16 protein-coding genes are annotated in these 17960 nt (G+C 51.2%); 10 read left to right on the top strand and 6 right to left on the bottom strand.

Annotated features, from left to right (window positions below; translation table 11 throughout):
- Nucleotides 1-226: 226 nt before the first annotated feature.
- Nucleotides 227-1366, bottom strand: a complete 1140-nt coding sequence (locus MRY86_RS22890; RefSeq protein ID WP_293568257.1) for an ankyrin repeat domain-containing protein — start codon at nt 1364-1366, stop codon at nt 227-229.
- Nucleotides 1367-1623: 257 nt separating this feature from the next.
- Between MRY86_RS22890 and MRY86_RS22885 the strand changes: the two genes are divergently transcribed.
- On the top strand, nt 1624-2235 hold the full coding sequence (locus MRY86_RS22885) for an SPOR domain-containing protein (RefSeq protein ID WP_293568259.1): 612 nt from the start codon (nt 1624-1626) through the stop codon (nt 2233-2235).
- A gap of 220 nt (nt 2236-2455) precedes the next feature.
- Here the strand turns inward: MRY86_RS22885 and MRY86_RS22880 are convergent, their stop codons facing one another.
- Nucleotides 2456-3220, bottom strand: a complete 765-nt coding sequence (locus tag MRY86_RS22880) for a hypothetical protein (RefSeq protein ID WP_293568261.1) — start codon at nt 3218-3220, stop codon at nt 2456-2458.
- Nucleotides 3221-3557: 337 nt separating this feature from the next.
- Between MRY86_RS22880 and MRY86_RS22875 the strand changes: the two genes are divergently transcribed.
- Both MRY86_RS22875 and MRY86_RS22870 read left to right on the top strand, forming a co-directional pair.
- Nucleotides 3558-3800 (top strand): thioredoxin family protein, encoded by a 243-nt coding sequence (locus MRY86_RS22875; protein WP_293568263.1) that lies wholly within the window; start codon nt 3558-3560, stop codon nt 3798-3800.
- Nucleotides 3801-4075: 275 nt separating this feature from the next.
- Nucleotides 4076-4924, top strand: coding sequence for a universal stress protein (locus MRY86_RS22870; RefSeq protein WP_293568265.1), 849 nt, complete (start codon nt 4076-4078; stop codon nt 4922-4924).
- 10 nt (nt 4925-4934) lie between these two features.
- Here the strand turns inward: MRY86_RS22870 and MRY86_RS22865 are convergent, their stop codons facing one another.
- Together MRY86_RS22865 and MRY86_RS22860 are read right to left on the bottom strand one after the other, a co-directional pair.
- On the bottom strand, nt 4935-6923 hold the full coding sequence (locus MRY86_RS22865; RefSeq protein ID WP_293568267.1) for an ATP-binding protein: 1989 nt from the start codon (nt 6921-6923) through the stop codon (nt 4935-4937).
- A 170-nt stretch (nt 6924-7093) separates the two neighbouring features.
- On the bottom strand, nt 7094-7603 hold the full coding sequence (locus tag MRY86_RS22860) for a hypothetical protein (protein WP_293568268.1): 510 nt from the start codon (nt 7601-7603) through the stop codon (nt 7094-7096).
- 360 nt (nt 7604-7963) lie between these two features.
- On the opposite strand from MRY86_RS22860, the gene MRY86_RS22855 reads away from it, so the two are divergent.
- Nucleotides 7964-9826: a patatin-like phospholipase family protein gene (locus tag MRY86_RS22855; RefSeq protein WP_293568270.1), complete on the top strand. Its 1863-nt coding sequence runs from the start codon at nt 7964-7966 to the stop codon at nt 9824-9826.
- Nucleotides 9827-9843: 17 nt separating this feature from the next.
- Here the strand turns inward: MRY86_RS22855 and MRY86_RS22850 are convergent, their stop codons facing one another.
- Nucleotides 9844-10980, bottom strand: a complete 1137-nt coding sequence (locus tag MRY86_RS22850; RefSeq protein WP_293568272.1) for a DUF4407 domain-containing protein — start codon at nt 10978-10980, stop codon at nt 9844-9846.
- 676 nt (nt 10981-11656) lie between these two features.
- Here MRY86_RS22850 and MRY86_RS22845 point away from each other — a divergent pair.
- Nucleotides 11657-12403, top strand: coding sequence for a hypothetical protein (locus tag MRY86_RS22845; protein ID WP_293568274.1), 747 nt, complete (start codon nt 11657-11659; stop codon nt 12401-12403).
- Nucleotides 12404-12628: 225 nt separating this feature from the next.
- On the opposite strand, the gene MRY86_RS22840 is transcribed toward MRY86_RS22845, so the two are convergent.
- Nucleotides 12629-12892 carry a DUF202 domain-containing protein gene (locus MRY86_RS22840; protein ID WP_293568276.1) on the bottom strand — a complete coding sequence of 88 codons (264 nt, stop codon included), beginning with the start codon at nt 12890-12892 and terminating at the stop codon, nt 12629-12631.
- Nucleotides 12893-13258: 366 nt separating this feature from the next.
- Between MRY86_RS22840 and MRY86_RS22835 the strand changes: the two genes are divergently transcribed.
- Genes MRY86_RS22835 through argB form a run of 5 tightly spaced genes read left to right on the top strand, consistent with a single transcriptional unit; the run spans nt 13259 to nt 17752 of the window.
- A complete protein-coding gene (locus tag MRY86_RS22835; protein ID WP_293568278.1) occupies nt 13259-13840 on the top strand; it encodes a GNAT family N-acetyltransferase in 582 nt (193 codons plus the stop codon).
- Nucleotides 13841-13854: 14 nt separating this feature from the next.
- Complete coding sequence (locus tag MRY86_RS22830) at nt 13855-15066, top strand: argininosuccinate synthase domain-containing protein (RefSeq protein WP_293568280.1); 1212 nt, start codon at nt 13855-13857, stop codon at nt 15064-15066.
- Complete coding sequence (gene argC, locus MRY86_RS22825; protein WP_293568282.1) at nt 15059-16027, top strand: N-acetyl-gamma-glutamyl-phosphate reductase; 969 nt, start codon at nt 15059-15061, stop codon at nt 16025-16027. The genes MRY86_RS22830 and argC overlap by 8 nt, the downstream gene beginning before the upstream one ends.
- A gap of 5 nt (nt 16028-16032) precedes the next feature.
- Nucleotides 16033-16980, top strand: coding sequence for an N-acetylornithine carbamoyltransferase (locus MRY86_RS22820; protein WP_293568284.1), 948 nt, complete (start codon nt 16033-16035; stop codon nt 16978-16980).
- Between the two features lies 1 nt (nt 16981).
- Complete coding sequence (argB, locus tag MRY86_RS22815) at nt 16982-17752, top strand: acetylglutamate kinase (protein ID WP_293568286.1); 771 nt, start codon at nt 16982-16984, stop codon at nt 17750-17752.
- The last annotated feature ends 208 nt before the right edge of the window (nt 17753-17960 follow it).

Raw genomic sequence — 17960 nt, 5'->3', positions numbered from 1 at the left:
TAAGAATAATGAAATCCCCAGGGACAATAGCCTGCCTGGATTTACAAGGCGCTCTAACCTCAGTAAAAACAGTCTTAGTTTTGTTTTAAAACTATCTATTGCACTACAAGTATACGTACTCTTAGTTTAAAAGTCAAACTAAGAGGTTAAAAAATAAAAAAACCAGAGCCAGCACAAAGCCGGCCCCGGTCAGGTAATGGGGGATCAATCGGTTCTTAGGATGCCTTTAAGGGTTATCAGCCCCCTGCGTTTGGTCAAAGGCATTGATGACGGCATCCAGCTCTCGGTTATTGAGGTAGCTCCCGTAATCGGTAGCGGCGATGCCCTCGTAGTTTCGGGTATTGGGGTTGGCACCTTGTTCTGCCAGCAGGTTGGCGACTTCGTTGTGGCCATTTTTAGCGGCAGCAGCAATGGGGGTGGTTCCCATGATATTGGCGTGGTTTGGATCAGCGCCGGACTGCACAAGGAGGTTGGAAAGCGCATACCTGCCCTGTTCGGCGGCGATGTTGAGGGGGGTGTTTTCGAGGTGGTCAAACTGATTCGGGTCGGCACCGAAATCGAGGAGGGTTTTGACAATTTGATCGAAGCCCTGTTCCGTAGCGATCACAATCAGCGGTTGCCCGATTTTGGTGGTCCAGTTGGCATCCTTAACCGCTTGTGGGCTTTTGTGGAGCAAAATACCCGCTATGACCGCCTGCCCGTTTGAGGTAGCGAGGTAGAGAGGCAGGTCGCCGTTGTCATTGGGGATGCTGGGATCCGCGCCATTTCGGATGAGCAGGGCTACCGCTTGTATTTGGCCTTGTAAGGTGGCCCTGGCCAAAGGGGTAATGCCATTCGACTTGCGGTTGACATCAGCGCCCCGGCTGATGAGCTCCTGCAAGAGGTAGAGGTCTTCCAGGTCTATAGCCAGGAACAGAGGGGCTTCTCCGGCATCATTTTTCAGCCCGGCTTTGGCCCGGCGCATCACGAGCTGGATAATGGGCAAGTTGCCCTGCTTAATCGCCAGGGTGAGCGGGGTTTCTCCAGACTGGTTTTTGAGGTTGATCACTGCATCTTCCGTCAGGAGTGCCACCATCGCATGGTCTTGTTGTTTGATGGCTTTTGTGAGGGCTGTTTCCCCATCTTTATTGTGCTTATAGTACGTGAGGCAGGAGAGCAGTGGCTTGACCCCTTCTGTATCTCCGCTGCTTACTGCATTGAAGATAGCTTGCGTGCGTTGTTCCTCCGTCATTTCATCAATAGGGATGCTTTCTTCCGTTTCCGGATTAGCTTCGTTGGGTTGAGGGGCAGCGGCTTCCTGCGCAGTCAGGAAAAAGGGCGCAAAGCCGAGTACCATCATCCAGGTTTTGAGCAATTTGGCGTTCATGTTCCAAGGATTTTGAGTTTGACAATAGAAGCCGCAGGCGGGCTTCCAGGCAAAAGCGTAGAGGTACTCCGGATGAGCAATTGATTTTTGGTATTTGAAAGTTTTATCAGGGGAAGCGTCGATGACAGACGGGAACATTAACCCATTGGAGCGTTTAGATATTGCATTTAAGCTGTTAAAAGTTGAGCTTGGTTACAGATTTAACGGCAGTTAGTAAAAAATACCTATTTTCATCACCAAACAACACCATCGTCACTATGTCAAGACTCGATTATGTCACCATTGCTATTGTTGCTGTATGCGTTGCCGCGCTCGTCTATCTGATCTACATGACCACCAACCTGCTAGGGAGCAGTCCGGAAGCCCCGGCTAGTGCAGATCAAATGGTTTCGGAGCCTGAGGATGAATATGCAGAAGAGGAGTACTACCCAGAAGATACCACTGCGACCTTTGATGATGGCTACTACGATGAAGGCGGGGCGGTATCCGATAATGCAGATAGTAATACTGGTGAAGGCGGGCAATCCGGGTATGAAGAAGCGGAGCCTACCTACGAGGCTGCGGACAGTGACCTGCAATCTTCCAGCCGGAGCCCCGGAAGCACTTCGGGAAAAGCGGAGTCAGATTATGCCTCTGTTGCCAGTGGGCAGTACATGGTACTGGCCGGCACTTTCAAATACCGCAATAACGCCGAAGAAATGGTTAGCAAGCTGAGAGGCATGGGGTATACGAATGCTTCCGTAGAGCTTTTCGACCGGGGGCGTTACGCCGTCGCGTTGGTCGACCGATTTGATGGGCTGAGCGATGCCAAATCCCTTAAATCAGAGCTGTCTGGCAAGGGAGTCGAGGCTTATGTGAAGCAGAAATAGGAAAAAAACAGCCGCACTGAAAAATTTGACAGTGCGGCTGTATAGCCGGTTGATCGTTTCGTCTCAAAAAACTTACGCTACTCCGGCAAAAATGATTGAACACCCAATTGACCATGTTAGCTTTGAATCGATCTCTATCAATTCTTCTGCTTACACTACAAATGTAATGGGGTTTTCAGGCCAGCTAAATGACTTCCCTCAGCGCGCAGGGTGACTATTGTCACTGGCTCAGGGTTTTGGACTGTTGCAGCTGTTGTAGTTGTTGTTCGATGCGTTCCGGAATGAGCGTGCCGTACTGCTCCTGAAAGGTCTCAAGGTCGTACCAGGTCTCAAAATGCTCCAGGCGCCAATCTGCTCCGTCTCTACTTATCTTAAAAGTGCGGACCTCTTCATTGTATTTTTCCTCCACATACTGCGGGTTATCAGCAAAAGGGCGCAATTTATACGCGAATTTGCCATTCAGGAGGAAAAACTCATCACCGTTGTAGTCCATTTCGGCATTAAAAATAGCCATGCGGTCGTCGCAAAGTTGGTAAAAACTAGCGACTGGGTCCACGCCATTGAGGAGCGCCAGGACGGTTTGCTTCACATTAATAACGGTGATATAGGGGAAGGTGATAAATTGATTATGCGTTTCGCTATAGCCATAGCCTCCTAGCAGATAGAGGAGGCCGTCATTTTGATAATAAGACAGCCCCGTGGCGCTGATTTGTTCTCCAAGGCTGCCCTCAAAGCTGCCATTCGTATAGGCGCTTGCCCGGTTTTCATCAAAATCAATGAGCAGGATATCAAGGTTAGGAAAATTTTGGTAATTGTTATCCGATATTTTGGAACGAATACTCCCCCCAAAAATAAGCAGGTAGTCCTTGTACTGCCCAACTGCGTAACCTTCCATATCCTCCAGGGTGGGATAGAGCTGAATGGCTTCCGGAGGCAGCTCGCGAAGGGTTTCTTCACCTTGAGCCACACAGAGGATAGTGCTCAAAGGCAAAAAGGATAAGAATATAAAGTATCTAAGCATGTATATACAGTCTTTGGCTGGCCGCAGGAACGCTGCAAAAGTACAGCAGGGTGATAAAAGTCACTTCCATAAACCAGAACTAATCGGCAAGTAATTTATTTATGGTAACGTTGACAGTATACCTCAAGGTAGCCCCTTTTTTGAGAAAAATCAGAAAGGGGGCTGACAAATGTCAATAGAATAACAAAGGTATTACTGCAATTTTGAACCGTGAAATAAGCTGTACGGAATTCATTTACGTACTGCGGACCGGTTTACTTACGAATTCCATGAATTTACCTGCTCAGGCAAATTGAACGCCATGACTAATACAGAAGTACGACTTTTTGGGCTTGGTTGCAACCTTTCGCGCAATCTGCATGCCAACATGCAAAGGGCCGCTAAAGAGTTGGGCCTGGAGGTGAGAATAGAGGAAGTTTCTGATATTCAGGAGATGATGGACCTGGGCATCACAGCTATTCCTGCGCTGCAAATCGGCGGGCAGGTGGTGGCAAGCGGGCAGGTACTAGAAGTAGAAGAGCTCAAGTCGTTGCTGAAGATTTGAAGTATACCGACGATAAAGTGGTTTGCCACAGCAAACCGACTTGATGCCTGCCTGCGTGTCGGTACTTCGGCAGACAGGTCGGCATAAACGCTGGAAAGTGGCCTGCTCCGATGTCGCAAACCACTTTGTTAAGCGTATAATCTGAAAAATTCCCACATTTATCGCATTCAACTTTCCGAAATTCACTAATTTTCGGTTCATACTTCTATATGTTGTCCTAAAGGGCCATGTCCGGGTTTCCTGGTTGAGCTCTAAGCAAAAGAAACCAACTTACCATGAAAAAGATCCTTTTTCCGACCGACCTTTCTGCGGCAGCAGAGCGTGCCTTTATTTACGCCTTGCACATCGCTAAAAATGTGGAAGCCGAGCTGATTACCCTAAACGTTTACCAAAAGCCAGAGGTCAGAGGCGGAGGCTTGCCGCATACCCTTTCCGAGTTTTACGAAAGCTATGACCTGGATGAGTTTGAGAATTTCAAGGACTCGATCCCGGTGTTGCGTGATATACAGCAGCGGGAAGGTTTTGAAGCCCTCAGCGTACAGCACCTGCTCAAGCCTGGCCGCACTGTGGAAACCATATTGCAGGTGGCCAAAGAGGAAGGCGTGGAAATGATTGTGATGGGCACGACTGGTGCGCGGGGGTTGAAAGAGATTTTCATGGGCAGTGTGGCCGGAGAAGTACTGGAGAATGCCAATTGCCCGGTGCTTGCTATTCCGGAAAAGGCAGTGTTTGACGGAGAGATCGATGATATCGCCTTTGCTGTGAACTATCAGGATGAGGAAGTAGAGGCTTTCCAAAAGGTAGTGGAGATTTGCCAGCCCTTCAACGCTAAAATCCACTGCGTCAATGTAGACCTATCCCACGCCGAAGATTACCGGCACGAAATGGATCAGTTTAAGGATAAATTAGTCCCTTACGAAAATACAACCTTTGAGGTAATCGAGAGTACAGATATCCGGGAAGGGCTGACCAAGTATATGGAGACCCATTCGGTAGACGTGCTGGTGATGGTCACGCATAAGCGCAACTTCTTCCAGGAACTGCTCCGGTACAGCCACGCGAAGGAAATGTCGTACCACTGCAACATGCCGTTGTTGTCTATCCCGTCTCATATCCTGGGATAACACCTCGGTGTCAACGTTCATCAAGGGCTTTCTGAATAGCCTCCACAAGGATAGCTTCGGTATATGGCTTCGAGATGTAATCGTTCATCCCCGCTTCAATACATTTCATTCGTTCTCCAACGAGGGAGTGCGCTGTGCAGGCAATGATAGGCGTCTCAGCCTCCACCGTTTTTCTTATTTGTTTGGTCGCTTCATAGCCGTTCATTTTTGGCATCTGCAGGTCCATCAGTATAATGTCATAGGCCTGCTTTTGGGCCATTTCGACGGCAGCTTCGCCGTCTTCCGCAAATTCCACGATGGCACCGTTGTTTTTCAGGGCAAACGAGCCGAGTTTCTGATTGAGCTTATTATCTTCAGCCAGTAATATCCGTACGCCGGAAAGCTTCAAGGTTGAGTTGGTATCCACATCTGTTGCTTTAGGTTTTTCAGGAGATTGGGCGAGCGGCAAGCGCAGGTAGCAGGAGAATGTCGTCCCCTGACCGGGCTGGCTTTCCAACTCAACGCGGCCACCATGCAATTCTACCAGCATCTTCACGATGCTAAGGCCAAGCCCGGTGCCTCCAAAGAGTACTTCCTTAGGCTGCCGGGCCTGCTCAAACCGGTTGAAGATGCGCTCCTGGTCTTCCTCAGAAATACCAATGCCGGTATCTGTGACTTTAAAACATAGATCCGCGTGCTCTTCATCCCGGTCCCGAACCTCCACTTCTACCGTTACACCGCCCTGATTGGTAAACTTAACGGCATTAGAAATGAGGTTGACCAGAATCTGGTGCAGGCGGGTAGGGTCGCCCATGATGTATTCCGGTGCGTTCATGTCCAGGCTAGCCCTCAGGCGGAGCCCTTTTTCTTCAGCCTTGGACTGGCTAAGCTTGATGGCATCTTGTATGACCTTTTTTAGCTCCAGCGGCTTGGATTCCAAGTCAATTTTGCCGGCCTCAATTTTGGAGAGGTCAAGGATATCGTTTATGATCGCCAGCAGGTTATTGCCAGCCACGGAGATGGCGTCCAGGTATTCCCGTTGAGTGGGCCCGAGTTCAGTTCGCTCCATCAAGTCCGAAAACCCAATGATCGCGTTCATCGGTGTTCTGATCTCATGGCTCATATTGGAAAGGAAGATGTCCTTGTGGTGGATGGCCTCGTGAAGAGCGGCGTTTTTTTCTTTTAGTGGCGTAATGTCGTAGGCAATGGCAAACATTTGCCCGGCGGCAGGATCAGGCTGGCAGTTCCATTGTACCCAAATGTAAGACCCATCTTTTTTGCGCAGGCGGTTTTCAAACTCTACGGCGGGCTCGCCCTCGTTGAGTTTTGCCAGCTGTGTATGAGCTCGCTCCTGATCATCCGGGTGGAAAAAGTCCATGAGTGGCTTGGAAAGGAGTTCGCCCTGTTCCCAGCCCAGCTTTCTCATGAAAAAGGGGTTAACCTCTTTGCAGATGCCCTGCATATCCACGATGCACATCAGGTTCAGAGATTCATCAAAGAAGCGTTTATAGATTTCTAGGCGGTAGTTGACCCTTCTGCACGCTATCAGGCTCATAGCGGTTTCTGCAAGCCCCTTGAGCAATTCGATTTGTTCTGCAGTGACGGAGCGGGGCTTATCGTCAATCACACAAAGGGTGCCCAGGCTGTGCCCCTGCTCATTGGTGATGGGGTGCCCGGCATAAAACCGGATATTGGGGTCACCGATTACGAGCGGATTGTCCTCAAAGCGTTCATCTTCGTGTGCATCGTTGACGATAAGGGTCTCTCCATCCACTATGGCGTACTGGCAAAAGGAAATTTCCCGGGGTGTACCCTCTACTTCGAGGCCTATTTTGGACTTGAACCATTGTCGCTTGTCATCCAGTAGGGTGATCAGTGCGATCGGTGCGTCGAAAATGTGGGAAGCAATGCGGGTCAGGTTATCGAACTCTTCTTCAGCAAGGGTGTCCATGATCTGGTAGGACGCCAGTGCCCTCAGGCGTTCTTCCTCATTAGGTGGAATAGGCAGGCTTTGTGACATAAAGGTTGTGCATTTGCTTAGGCTAGTCTTACTTTTTTACGCATCAACGGCTTAGTATATTGACGTGGAGCGTTGAAGCTAGCCGATACGGCATCAATATAAGCAAATTAGCCTTTAAATGCCGGACAAAGTTTGGCAGTGGGAGCTGTTGCCCGGCAAAAGTCGGGTAGTTACTGCAATGCCCTGAAAGCCATCGTTGAGGGAGCGGTGCCAAATGTTTCCGGGATCACTAGCTCAGGCGCTACCAAGGCAAGGCCAATTTTGATAATGGCGAGGTGGTGGATGGTATGCTCGATATTGTAAACCAGCTCCCGTTCCAGGTTAGTGGCTATGGTGCTGGAAGCCACAATCTTTTGCAGGTCATTGCATTGGAGCCGGAGCGGTTGAGGTGCTTCCAGCTGTGAAAGTTGTTTGCAGACCGCCTCGATCCTTAGAAGGGCCTTATCAGGTTGGGTTTCTATTTCGGGCGAGCGTCGTCGTTTGCTGTAGTCAATTTCTCCTGCAGGTTGCTGGCTTTGCTCAATCAGGCATTCAAAAAACTCAATGAAATGGCGGGTATGCTGCCCCACGGAGCTCCCCTGCAACAGTTGCGGTTGTTCGGTATATTGCCGGGAGGCCAGGTGGGGCAGGCAATATTCCGCCTGCCGTAAAACCTGGACAGCAGCCTGACTTAAATCCATACGTTTTGCTTTGATTATTCCTGCCAAAGATACTTCCAGCCGGGGTTGGAAGTAAAAATCAGGGTGAGTTTTTAACCTTTACTGTTGATTTCCTAGCAGAGAGGGATGGGGAATTCAGGAGGCATCGTGTTTCGGTGTTTACCCAAAAACAATTATATTGTGGCTGCGTTAAAGCGCCTTGGAGACCTGGAAACGCGGCAACAATGCTTTCCCTTCAGGGTCTAATCGATTTTTGTCAGACCAATTTCCCCTTAAAAAGTCGGAGCTGTCTGTGCCAGAGCGGTGCAGGCAAGACTTTTCCTGTAGTGCCATACTCCGGGGAATATAACATGGATTGCGTGTGACTAAAATTGATGGTTTATGTTTTCTGCAACAAAAAAGGACGATACTCACCTGCTGCACAAAGGCCTGGGTGAAATATTCGGTGAATTCGATGAAGCGCTGCTCGATTTTCTTTTGCCTCACATCCAATGGGTGAAGCTGCACGGCAGCGATTATCTTTTTGAGGAAGGTGATCAGGGTGATGCCGTTTACTTTTTGGTGCGGGGGCGGTTGCTTGCGCTGCGCCGGTCTGCCGGAGAAGGAAACCCCTCTGAAGTATTGGGCGAGGTGGCCCGGGGAGAGGTCGTGGGAGAAATCGCCGTTCATTCCGAGGAGCCCCGTATGGCTGGTGTGATGGCGATACGGGACAGTGTCCTGATCAAAATCTCTGCCCAGGCTTACTTTCAGGCCCTTCAGCACTTTCCAAAGTTAGGGCATCGCATTACCAAGCGCATCATCAAGCGGCTGCGCAGAGATGATGCCGGGCAGCATCAGGTCAAACGACCGGCGACGCTGCTGTTGCTCGCTCAGGATCAGAATGAGGACTTCACGAAGTATTTCCAGCAACTGCAGGAAGCCCTTCAGGAAATCGGTAGCGTCAAGGTCCTAACAGAAGCCGATGTACATGAAAAATTTGGAATAGCAGATAATGCCACCCCTGACCTGGCCTCAGAACGCCTGAGCCACTGGCTGGAGGAACAAGAATCTGCACACGACTTTCTCCTTTTTTCCGGTCAACCGGAACAGACAGGCTGGATCCGCCGCTGCATGCGGCAGGCTGATCAGGTCTTGATCTGGGCCCCCTTCACTGCCGGCCCTGACCTGACCCCTATGGAAGAACAGCTGGAAACGACCCTCGCTTCTGGAATGGCCCCCAAGATACTGGTGCTGCAACATCCGGCAGGCGCGCCCTTTCCGAGAGGAACTGTAAAATGGCTCGATCAGCGCCCGTGGCTGCACCGTCACTTTCACATCCGTCAGGATAACCAGCGGGACCTACCCCGCCTGGTGCGGAGTTTGTGTGGCAATGCCATAGGGCTGACCCTGGCAGGCGGAGGCGCTAAGGGTTTTGCACATATCGGGGTATACCGGGCCCTTCTGGAAAAGGGTGTGCCAGTCGATATCGTAGGCGGAACGAGTGCGGGAGCGATGCTGGCAGCAGTGATTTCTTTTGATACGAATTATGAGCAGACCGATAAATGCCTGAAAGGAGCCGCAGCCTACAACCCGACCAAAGACCTGAATGTGCTTCCACTGGTCTCCCTGATTAAAGGGAAGCGGTTCCGGGACATGATCAGCCGGGCTATTGAATGCCTGACGGGCCATCCGGACGTTGACCTGGCTGATTCCTGGATTCCGCTGCACGTGGTGGTGAGCAACCTGAGCAAAGCCCGGGAGGAAGTCTTCACGCGTGGTTCGGCCGTGAAACTGCTTACGGCCTCAGGAGCTGTGCCTGGCGTTTTCCCACCTGTCCCATTAGGGGATGACCTCCTGGTTGACGGGGGCAACTTCAATAACTTCCCGGTAGACGTGATGCGCAAGATGGGCGCGGGCTCTGTTATTGGCGTAGATTTTCTATCCGATAAAAATTATACCCTGGACTTTGATGAAACTCCGACTTCATGGGAGCTGCTGCGGGATAAATTCCGAAGGAAGAAAAGAAAGTACAAAATGCCTTCCATGACCAGCATCATCACCAAGTCCTCGCTCTTGTACAGTACCGCCCGGCGCAAAGAGACCATTCAGTACCTCGACATCCACTTCAATCCCAAGGTGCAGAAATTTGGGTTTGCCTCCTGGAAAGCCTATGAGCACATTCGGGACGAAGGGTATCGGCACGGCAAGGAAGTGCTCGAGGCTTTGCCGGAAGCGGAACTGAAAGGGCTACAGGCCCTGGGTTAATGCTATTGGGCGAACGCCTAGCTTGCTTCCCGGAGGAACGGTGGGCGCTCCCACTCCACAGGGGTCTGCTCAATCGCTTCTTTTTTGCGGCGCAGATAGGTATTGGTCAGCTCTTTTTCTATTTTGATCTCTTGCTGAGTCCGGTACAGGCTGGTTTCGGTATCGAACCGCACCTTATTTTTGATGGCATTGTTCCGGAGGCTTACCTTTTCGAGGTTGTCCATCTCAAACTCATGCTCATAGTTGTACAGCAGGTAGTCGTAGGGGCTGCGCGGTGAAATGAGCTTGACAAAAATTGGTGCCGTTTCGACTGCTATGAAAAGTAGCATGATAAAAATGCTGGCCCAGTAAATCGCATCGCTTTCCGAGCCCAGCCGGTGCAGCGCTTCCATGCGAGCCGCCATGCCTCCGTAAGCGCCCCGCTCCAGCCCGGCGATGTCTGCTTTCATCATGCTGTCCAGCTCGGTTACTGCGGCCTCCTGCTCAGCGATTAACGGGAGGGCACGCATTTTAATGGTTTGCAGTTCGGCTTCCGCTTTATCGGCATCTGCCTTTTTAGCACGGTAAATAGGGCCGAGGTTTTTGTTGCCCGACCCACCAGTGCCATCTGCTTCTTTTAGGGCCATCAGGGCGAGTGTGTCACGTATGGCGGCCTGAGTGTTGATTTCGGTTTGCAGCCCCTGTATGCGGTCGAGGTGGGCTTGGATAGACGACTGGTAGCGATCCTGTATGGTAGCCTCCTGGTCTTTAAAGACCTCTTGTTCCATCACCAGCAATTCGGCGTTTATCTCCTTTTCGAAGATTTTTAGCTCCAGAGGCTTAGAAATGACCAGCGCAAGCAATACCGCCATCAGCAGGCGGGGAAAGGCAATTGCGAAGTCCTTCCAGAATGTTCCGCGCTTTTTCATGCTGGCTACGATGTACCTATCAAGGTTGAAGATCATCAGCCCCCAAATCAGGCCAAATACGAAAGCAAAGAAATAATTGTCAAAAACAGTATACACGGCATAGCCGGCAGAGAAAAATGCCAGTAAGCCAGTGAAAAGGACCGTACCGCCGATGCCGATAAACTTGTTTTCATCTGTGGGGCACTTTTCGAGAATGGCCGTATCTGCTCCGGAACAATACAGTAGGAATTGCTTAACCTTTGACATAGTGGTCGGGTGTTTTGGTTTGAACAACAGGCTGTTAACGCCTTGTGATGCCCCAATCTTACACCATGTCCGTTAAATTCTCCATTTTTTTCGATAAACGCTGGATGACTATAAGATGGAGAGGTTTGAAATACCCTTTATCTGCCTGATGATTGGGCAGTTGAGCGGTCTGCTTAGCCTCAACAGCTTAACCGGGCACTCGATTTGTGGTTGGGATAAACTTTATACGCAATACGAAGTGGTTTGCGACATCGGCCACTGACGAAGCGTAGCTTGTCAGGACAGGCGCAAGCCACTTCTCAGTGTAAATGCTGACCCTCCTGCCTTTAAGTATAGTCTCCGGTGGCCAAAGCCCACAAGTGAGGAGACACGGGCAAGCATTGAGTAGGTTTGCTATGGCAAACCACTTAATCGTCAGTATAAACATAGTCTGCCCATTTTTTGAGGTGCTGTCAGGATAATGATACAACGTAGGATAGGTTATATCTTTAAAATTCAGGAAGGACAAATAAGGCTTCAATGTTAAAATCAATACTTAGAATGCCTGCCATTGCTTCATTGTTGATTATCGCTCTTATTTTATCTATTTTGAAATTTAATAGAAAAAAGGCAGTAAATTAAACGTTTTAATTAGTTTTGCATTTTAATTGAGAACGAAATAAAAAAATAACAGAAAATGGATTTTAAAAAGTTATCCCCTTTGGAACTAAGGGATCTAATCAATAAGTATACTTCTGACCTTAGAAAATTGCAATATCAGGTGGTGAGGACGCAATCTATGGTCAGCGAACTGGAAGGTTACTTATCTGAAGCAGAAAGAGCGCTCGGCCTGGAAATTTCAACAGCCACCGTGGAAGTACCTCAGGTAGAGGCCACTCCTGAAAAAGCAAAGGAGCAAGAGCAGAAAGCGGCTCCAAAGACCAAAGGGCGCGGTCGTCCAAAGGGTGCCAAGAATAAGAAAACCACAGAGAAAAAGGCCACAAAACCTGCGGCAGGCAAGACAAAAGGAAAAGGAAAGGGCCCTGGGCGCCCGCCTGGCTCCAAAAGCAAAAAGAAAGCAACGACAGAAACCAAGCCTAAGGCCGCTAAAGACAAGGCGAGCCAAACGGCAAAAGAGACGCCTGCCAATGAGGATGTCCCGGGCTACCGCCTGTCAGAATGGGATGATTTTGTATTGAAAAGCCTCAATGAAAAAGGCAAAGTATTGACCACTGCTGAACTGACGAAAATAGGAGTGGCAGAACCTTCCATAAAGCTGGGCGCTGCACAGATCAAGACTAAGCTGAATGCCAGCCTCCACAAACTAGCTAATAAGAAAGGCCTTTTGGCTAAGGTAGAACACTCCGGCCGAGGATTTGCTTATGCACTACAGGAGTGGGTGAGTGCTTCCGGCGAGCTGCCTAAAAAATACGTTGAGAAATAGAGCACTGAAATCACAATCTGACTGACTTGCCCAGAAAAAAGCTGCATCCGGAGTTGCCGGGTGTGGCTTTTTCCTTTTCTCAGGTACGTGATAATCCCTGAGTTTTGGGCTGAAGATTAAAAAACAAAACCCCCGCAGCCCTTCAGCTACGGAGGTTTTTGTTCCTTAAAAAGTAGTTTGGTACCTCAAATATAGTGGTTGTGCCGGTAAAAAGCAACTGCACTGTCACAACTGATAGTATTTTTTGATGTGCGCGCGGATGTAAACTAAGCGACCGATACCTACGGCCAGAATTAATGGGGATAGACATAGGAGGAACCAGCCAAGAGGCCGGATTTCCTCCAGGGCGGACATCTCAAGTATAGCAAATCCTGCACTTAGAAAAACGACGGCAGTTCGAAAGTAGGCCAGAAAAGTGCGCTCATTGGCCAGTCTTGTGCGCTCTATGGCCAAAACATCTCGGGTAATCAAGGGTGCCTTTTGACTCATTTTTTGCTGCAAATCTCTGGCTTTGGCTGTTTTCCTTCAATGCACTAGATCACAAAAGGGCAAATTTTAATTTTTTCCGGGCAAATTTTGCATTTTCTTGAAATCTCCTATAGATTGCATGTCTAAATGCAACACGACGTAGCAAATATTATCACTTCACCATTATTCCTGCGGACATTCCCGGCAGGTGCTCGTCGACGCTTCCCACGTCGCCCATAGGGGCGTATACTTAACATATAACCCGTCCGGGGTGTAGCTTTGCTTACCCTTTCCTTTTCCCTGCTGAAAATAAAACCATGTTTTGCATTCATCAATCTGAATACCATTTGGTCTCTGTACCAAATGTTAAATGCATCAATTTGACACATGAAGTTTGATATCCAAATAGCGGACGCTGCTCACGAGGCTTATGCTGAAGAAATCTGCCGCGAGTACGCTGAGTCTGCCCGCGCCCGTGGTACCGGTATCGCTCAGCGACAGCCCGAGTACATCCGTACTAAAATCCAGAATGGCAACGCCATTATCGCCCTTCAGGACGGTAAGGTAGCCGGCTTTTGCTACATAGAAGTATGGAGCCACGAGCGCTACGTCGCTAATTCGGGCCTCATCGTCTTCCCGCAGTACCGGCAGCACGGCCTGGCCCGGCAAATCAAAGCCAAAGCTTTCGAGCTTTCGCGCAACAAGTACCCGCAGGCCAAACTATTCGGTATCACCACGAGCATGGCCGTCATGCGTATCAACTCCGACCTGGGCTACCGGCCGGTCACTTTCTCTGAACTGACACAGGATGAGGCCTTCTGGGCCGGCTGCAAGTCTTGCCCCAACTATGATATCCTCGACCGCAATCAGCGCCGGATGTGCCTGTGCACAGCCATGCTCGCGCCTTCCAAAGAGGAGGCAGATGCCATGGCCTACGATAGGAGCGACATGATTGTCAACCAACGTTAAACCCTTCAATAAATATGAGCCAACCACCTAAAGTGGTCCTCGCCTACAGCGGCGGCCTCGATACTTCTTTTTGCGTAAAACACCTGACCGCCGATAAAGGCATGGAAGTGCATGCTCTCACGGTAAATACCGGCGGATTCTCCTCCGAGGAGCTCAAAGCGCTGGAAAGGAAAGCCCTACAGCTGGGCGCGGCATCCTATAAAGCTGTAGACGCCCTGCCCACCTACTACGACCAATGCCTGCGCTACCTCATTTACGGCAACGTGCTCCGCAACAACACCTACCCGCTGAGCGTAAGTGCGGAGCGGATGTTTCAGGCGCTGGAGACGGTAAAATATGCCAATAGCCTGGGCGCAGATGCCGTAGCCCACGGCAGTACCGGCGCTGGTAATGATCAGGTCCGTTTTGACCTGGTCTTCGAGGTGCTGGGCAACAACCTGCAAGTCATCACGCCCATCCGCGATAGGCAACTGTCCCGGCAGGAAGAAATCGACTACCTGAAAAAGCATGGCATCGACTGGCCCTGGGAAAAAGCCAAATACTCCATCAATCAGGGCGTATGGGGCACAAGTGTAGGCGGCGCGGAAACCCTGACTTCCCACCAAACCTTGCCGGAAGAGGCCTACCCTAGCCCACTTAAGCAAACAGAGCCACAGGAGGCTACCCTCCACTTCAACAAAGGAGAGCTTACCGGGCTCAATGGCCATACCTTCTCCCACCCGCTGGAAGCCATACAAGCACTGCAGGAATTGGCAGCCCCCTACGCCATCGGCCGCGATATGCACGTGGGCGATACCATCATCGGCATCAAGGGGCGGGTGGGTTTTGAAGCGGCAGCACCGCTCATTATCATCAAAGCGCACCATTTGCTGGAAAAGCACACGCTTACCAAGTGGCAGCAGTACTGGAAAGAGCAACTGGCTAATTGGTACGGCATGCTGTTGCACGAGGGGCAACTGCTGGAGCCGGTGATGCGCAATATCGAAACCTTCCTGACTGAAACACAGGCGACAGTGACTGGTAGCGTTACCGTCAAACTGCACCCCTACCGCTTTGAGCTCATTGGTATTCAGTCAGGTTACGACCTGATGAACAGCGGCTTTGGGCAGTACGGGGAGATGAACAAGGCCTGGAGCGGGGAGGATGTCAAAGGCTTCACCAAAATCCTGTCGACCAACCTAAAAATCCACCATTTCGTACAGCAAAATGCATCAAAAGATGATTAACGCAGGTATTGTAGGCGGAGCGGGCTACACGGCCGGAGAACTGCTCCGTATTCTTATCAATCATCCGGATGTTGAAATCGCCTGGGTACAAAGTAATAGTCAGGCAGGCCAACCGGTCACTGCATTGCATACCAGCCTGCTGGGCGAGACTTACCTCCATTTTCAGGCCGAAGCAGACTATGGCAGTGTGGATGTGCTCTTCCTCTGCATGGGGCACGGCCGCTCGGCCAGCTTCCTTTCGGAAAATGAAGTGCCGGAGGAGGTCCGCATCATTGACCTGAGCACGGACTTCCGGGCGGAAAACGAAGACCATGATTTTGTATACGGCCTGCCCGAGCTGCAGCGCGACCGCATCCGCTCGGCTACGCGTATTGCCAACCCGGGCTGCTTTGCCACGGCGATTCAGCTGGCGCTGCTGCCTCTGGCTAAAAACGGGCTGCTGGAAGACCATGTGCACGTGCACGCCGTTACGGGTTCCACCGGGGCAGGGCAGGCGCCTTCCGCCACCACCCACTTCAGCTGGCGCAACAACAATATCTCCATCTACAAAGCCTTCCGGCATCAGCATCTACAGGAAATTGGGCAGAGCGTACGCATGTTGCAGCCTGATTTTGATATGGACATCAACTTCCTGCCGCTGCGGGGCAATTTCCCCAGGGGTATTTACGCAAGTGCCTACCTGTATACGGACCTGAAAGCTGAAAAAGCCACGGAGCTGTTCGAGGAGTTTTACACGGATTCCCCCTTTGTATTCTGTTCGCCCACCAATCCGGACCTCAAGCAGGTGGTGAACACCAACAAAGGCATCGTTTACCTCGACTGGCATGAAGGCAAGCTTCTCATCGTCAGTATGATCGACAACCTGCTCAAGGGCGCATCCGGGCAGGCGGTACAAAATATGAACCTGCTGTTTGGGCTGGACGAAGCGGCTGGCCTGCGGCTCAAACCTTCTCAATTCTAAACCTTATGCAGCATTTCACTTCCGTACACGATGTAGCGGACCCGGCAGCGCTGGTTCAAAATGCCCTGGAGCTCAAGCAAAGCCCGCCGGAAGACCTGCTTTCCATTGGGCAGCACAAGACGATGGTCCTCTTGTTTTTCAACCCCAGTCTCCGCACCCGGCTGAGCACGCAGAAAGCCGGGCTCCGCCTCGGCATGCAGGTGATGGTGCACAACGCCGGTCAGGGCTGGCAGCTCGAATTTGAAGATGGGGCCATTATGAATGCCGATAAGGCAGAACATGTGAAGGAAGCGGCGGGTGTCATCAGTCAGTACGCGGATATTATCGGTGTGCGCACCTTCCCCAGCCTGACAGACCGCGAGCGCGATTATCAGGATTTTATACTGGAGCAGTTCAAAACACATGCGAAAGTGCCGGTCCTCAGCCTGGAATCGGCTATCCGTCACCCGCTGCAGTCCCTGGCTGACTGGGTGACAATAGCTGAGCACCGCCCGGCCCACCGCCCTAAGGTCGTATTGAGCTGGGCGCCTCACCCCAAAGCTTTGCCACAGGCGGTCGCCAATTCTTTCCTCGAATGGATGCAGGTAGCCGATGTGGACCTCTGCCTGACCCACCCCGAAGGCTACGAGCTGGCTCCGGAATTCGTGGGCGATACCCCGGTCATCTACGATCAAAAAAAGGCATTGGAAGGAGCCGACTTTGTATACGTCAAAAACTGGTCGCCCTATCATGCCTACGGGCAAGCGCAAAACCAGGATGCCAACTGGATGATCAGCCCGGAAAAAATGGCGGTGACCAATGACGGCCGCTTTATGCACTGCCTGCCGGTACGCCGCAATGTGGTAGTTGCAGACGCCGTGATCGACAGTCCGCGCTCCCTGCATCTCGAGCAGAGTAATAACCGGACCTGGGCGGCGATGGCGGCGATTAAAGAATTGCTGAAAAGCCAATAACATGCCCACACTCACCATCCTAAAAATCGGCGGGGCCCTGCTACAGCAGCCCGAAGCCCTCAGCGACTGCCTGCGCTACTTCCATGAGCTACCAGGGCATAAAATCCTGGTACACGGCGGTGGGCGGCGCGCCAGCCAAGTCAGTAAAGCCCTGGGCATCACTCCGCGCATGCACGAAGGCCGCCGCCTTACCGATGAGGCCACGCTTGAGGTGGTGACGATGGTATATGCTGGCCTGGAAAACAAGCGTACCGTCGCCCAGCTGCAAGCCCTCGGCTGCCCGGCCATCGGGCTGAGCGGGGCGGATGCGAATATTATCCTTTCGGAAAAGCGGCGGGGCGGCGCTGTGGATTACGGCTATGCAGGGGACGTGATCAGTGTGCAGGCGGAGCAGCTACGGGCCCTGTTGGAGGCCGGCTTAGTCCCCGTCTGCTGTGCCATCACCCACGATGGGCAGGGGCAACTGCTCAACACGAATGCGGACACCATTGCCGCTTCCCTTGCGGTTGGGCTGGCGCCCGATTACGAGGTGGAATTGCAGTACTGCTTTGAGCAGCCCGGCGTGATGCGAGATATCAAAGACCCGGCATCCCTCATCCCGTCCTTAAATCCAGACAGCTACGCTGCCTACCGGGCAGAGGGTGTGATCGTAGACGGCATGGTGCCTAAATTAGATAACGCCTTCCGGGCGGTGCAGGCGGGGGCGAAGCGGGCGGTGATTGCGGATTTGGCGGGCTTGAAATCCGGGACTGGGACAGAAGTAGTTGACTAGTCCATCTGCAGGGAACAAAACAACTATAGCCTAGGCCCTAAACTTTAAGTGGTTTTTCACCTTATGGCTTTCTTCCAAACGCTTTTGTTCATCTTTTTGAATGAGGTACTCTATACTGACGATTAAGTGGTTTGCCACAGCAAACCTACTCAATGTCAGATGCTATGTTTAGCATCTGAGCAAGTTCTTTGAAAATTTCATAGATTAG

The sequence above is a fragment of the Phaeodactylibacter sp. genome (assembly GCF_022763345.1).
GTDB lineage: Bacteria > Bacteroidota > Bacteroidia > Chitinophagales > Saprospiraceae > Phaeodactylibacter.
The sequence above is the reverse complement of the archived record's forward strand: the minus strand, read 5'-3'. Positions and strand labels throughout refer to the sequence as shown.

Bases quoted from the DNA above. Each gene is read 5' to 3' on its own strand.
- MRY86_RS22890 (WP_293568257.1), bottom strand. From the start codon at position 1,366: ATGAACGCCAAATTGCTCAAAACCTGGATGATGGTACTCGGCTTTGCG.
- MRY86_RS22885 (WP_293568259.1), top strand. From the start codon at position 1,624: ATGTCAAGACTCGATTATGTCACCATTGCTATTGTTGCTGTATGCGTT.
- MRY86_RS22875 (WP_293568263.1), top strand. From the start codon at position 3,558: ATGACTAATACAGAAGTACGACTTTTTGGGCTTGGTTGCAACCTTTCG.
- MRY86_RS22870 (WP_293568265.1), top strand. From the start codon at position 4,076: ATGAAAAAGATCCTTTTTCCGACCGACCTTTCTGCGGCAGCAGAGCGT.
- MRY86_RS22865 (WP_293568267.1), bottom strand. From the start codon at position 6,923: ATGTCACAAAGCCTGCCTATTCCACCTAATGAGGAAGAACGCCTGAGG.
- MRY86_RS22860 (WP_293568268.1), bottom strand. From the start codon at position 7,603: ATGGATTTAAGTCAGGCTGCTGTCCAGGTTTTACGGCAGGCGGAATAT.
- MRY86_RS22855 (WP_293568270.1), top strand. From the start codon at position 7,964: ATGTTTTCTGCAACAAAAAAGGACGATACTCACCTGCTGCACAAAGGC.
- MRY86_RS22850 (WP_293568272.1), bottom strand. From the start codon at position 10,980: ATGTCAAAGGTTAAGCAATTCCTACTGTATTGTTCCGGAGCAGATACG.
- MRY86_RS22845 (WP_293568274.1), top strand. From the start codon at position 11,657: ATGGATTTTAAAAAGTTATCCCCTTTGGAACTAAGGGATCTAATCAAT.
- MRY86_RS22840 (WP_293568276.1), bottom strand. From the start codon at position 12,892: ATGAGTCAAAAGGCACCCTTGATTACCCGAGATGTTTTGGCCATAGAG.
- MRY86_RS22835 (WP_293568278.1), top strand. From the start codon at position 13,259: ATGAAGTTTGATATCCAAATAGCGGACGCTGCTCACGAGGCTTATGCT.
- MRY86_RS22830 (WP_293568280.1), top strand. From the start codon at position 13,855: ATGAGCCAACCACCTAAAGTGGTCCTCGCCTACAGCGGCGGCCTCGAT.
- argC (WP_293568282.1), top strand. From the start codon at position 15,059: ATGATTAACGCAGGTATTGTAGGCGGAGCGGGCTACACGGCCGGAGAA.
- MRY86_RS22820 (WP_293568284.1), top strand. From the start codon at position 16,033: ATGCAGCATTTCACTTCCGTACACGATGTAGCGGACCCGGCAGCGCTG.
- argB (WP_293568286.1), top strand. From the start codon at position 16,982: ATGCCCACACTCACCATCCTAAAAATCGGCGGGGCCCTGCTACAGCAG.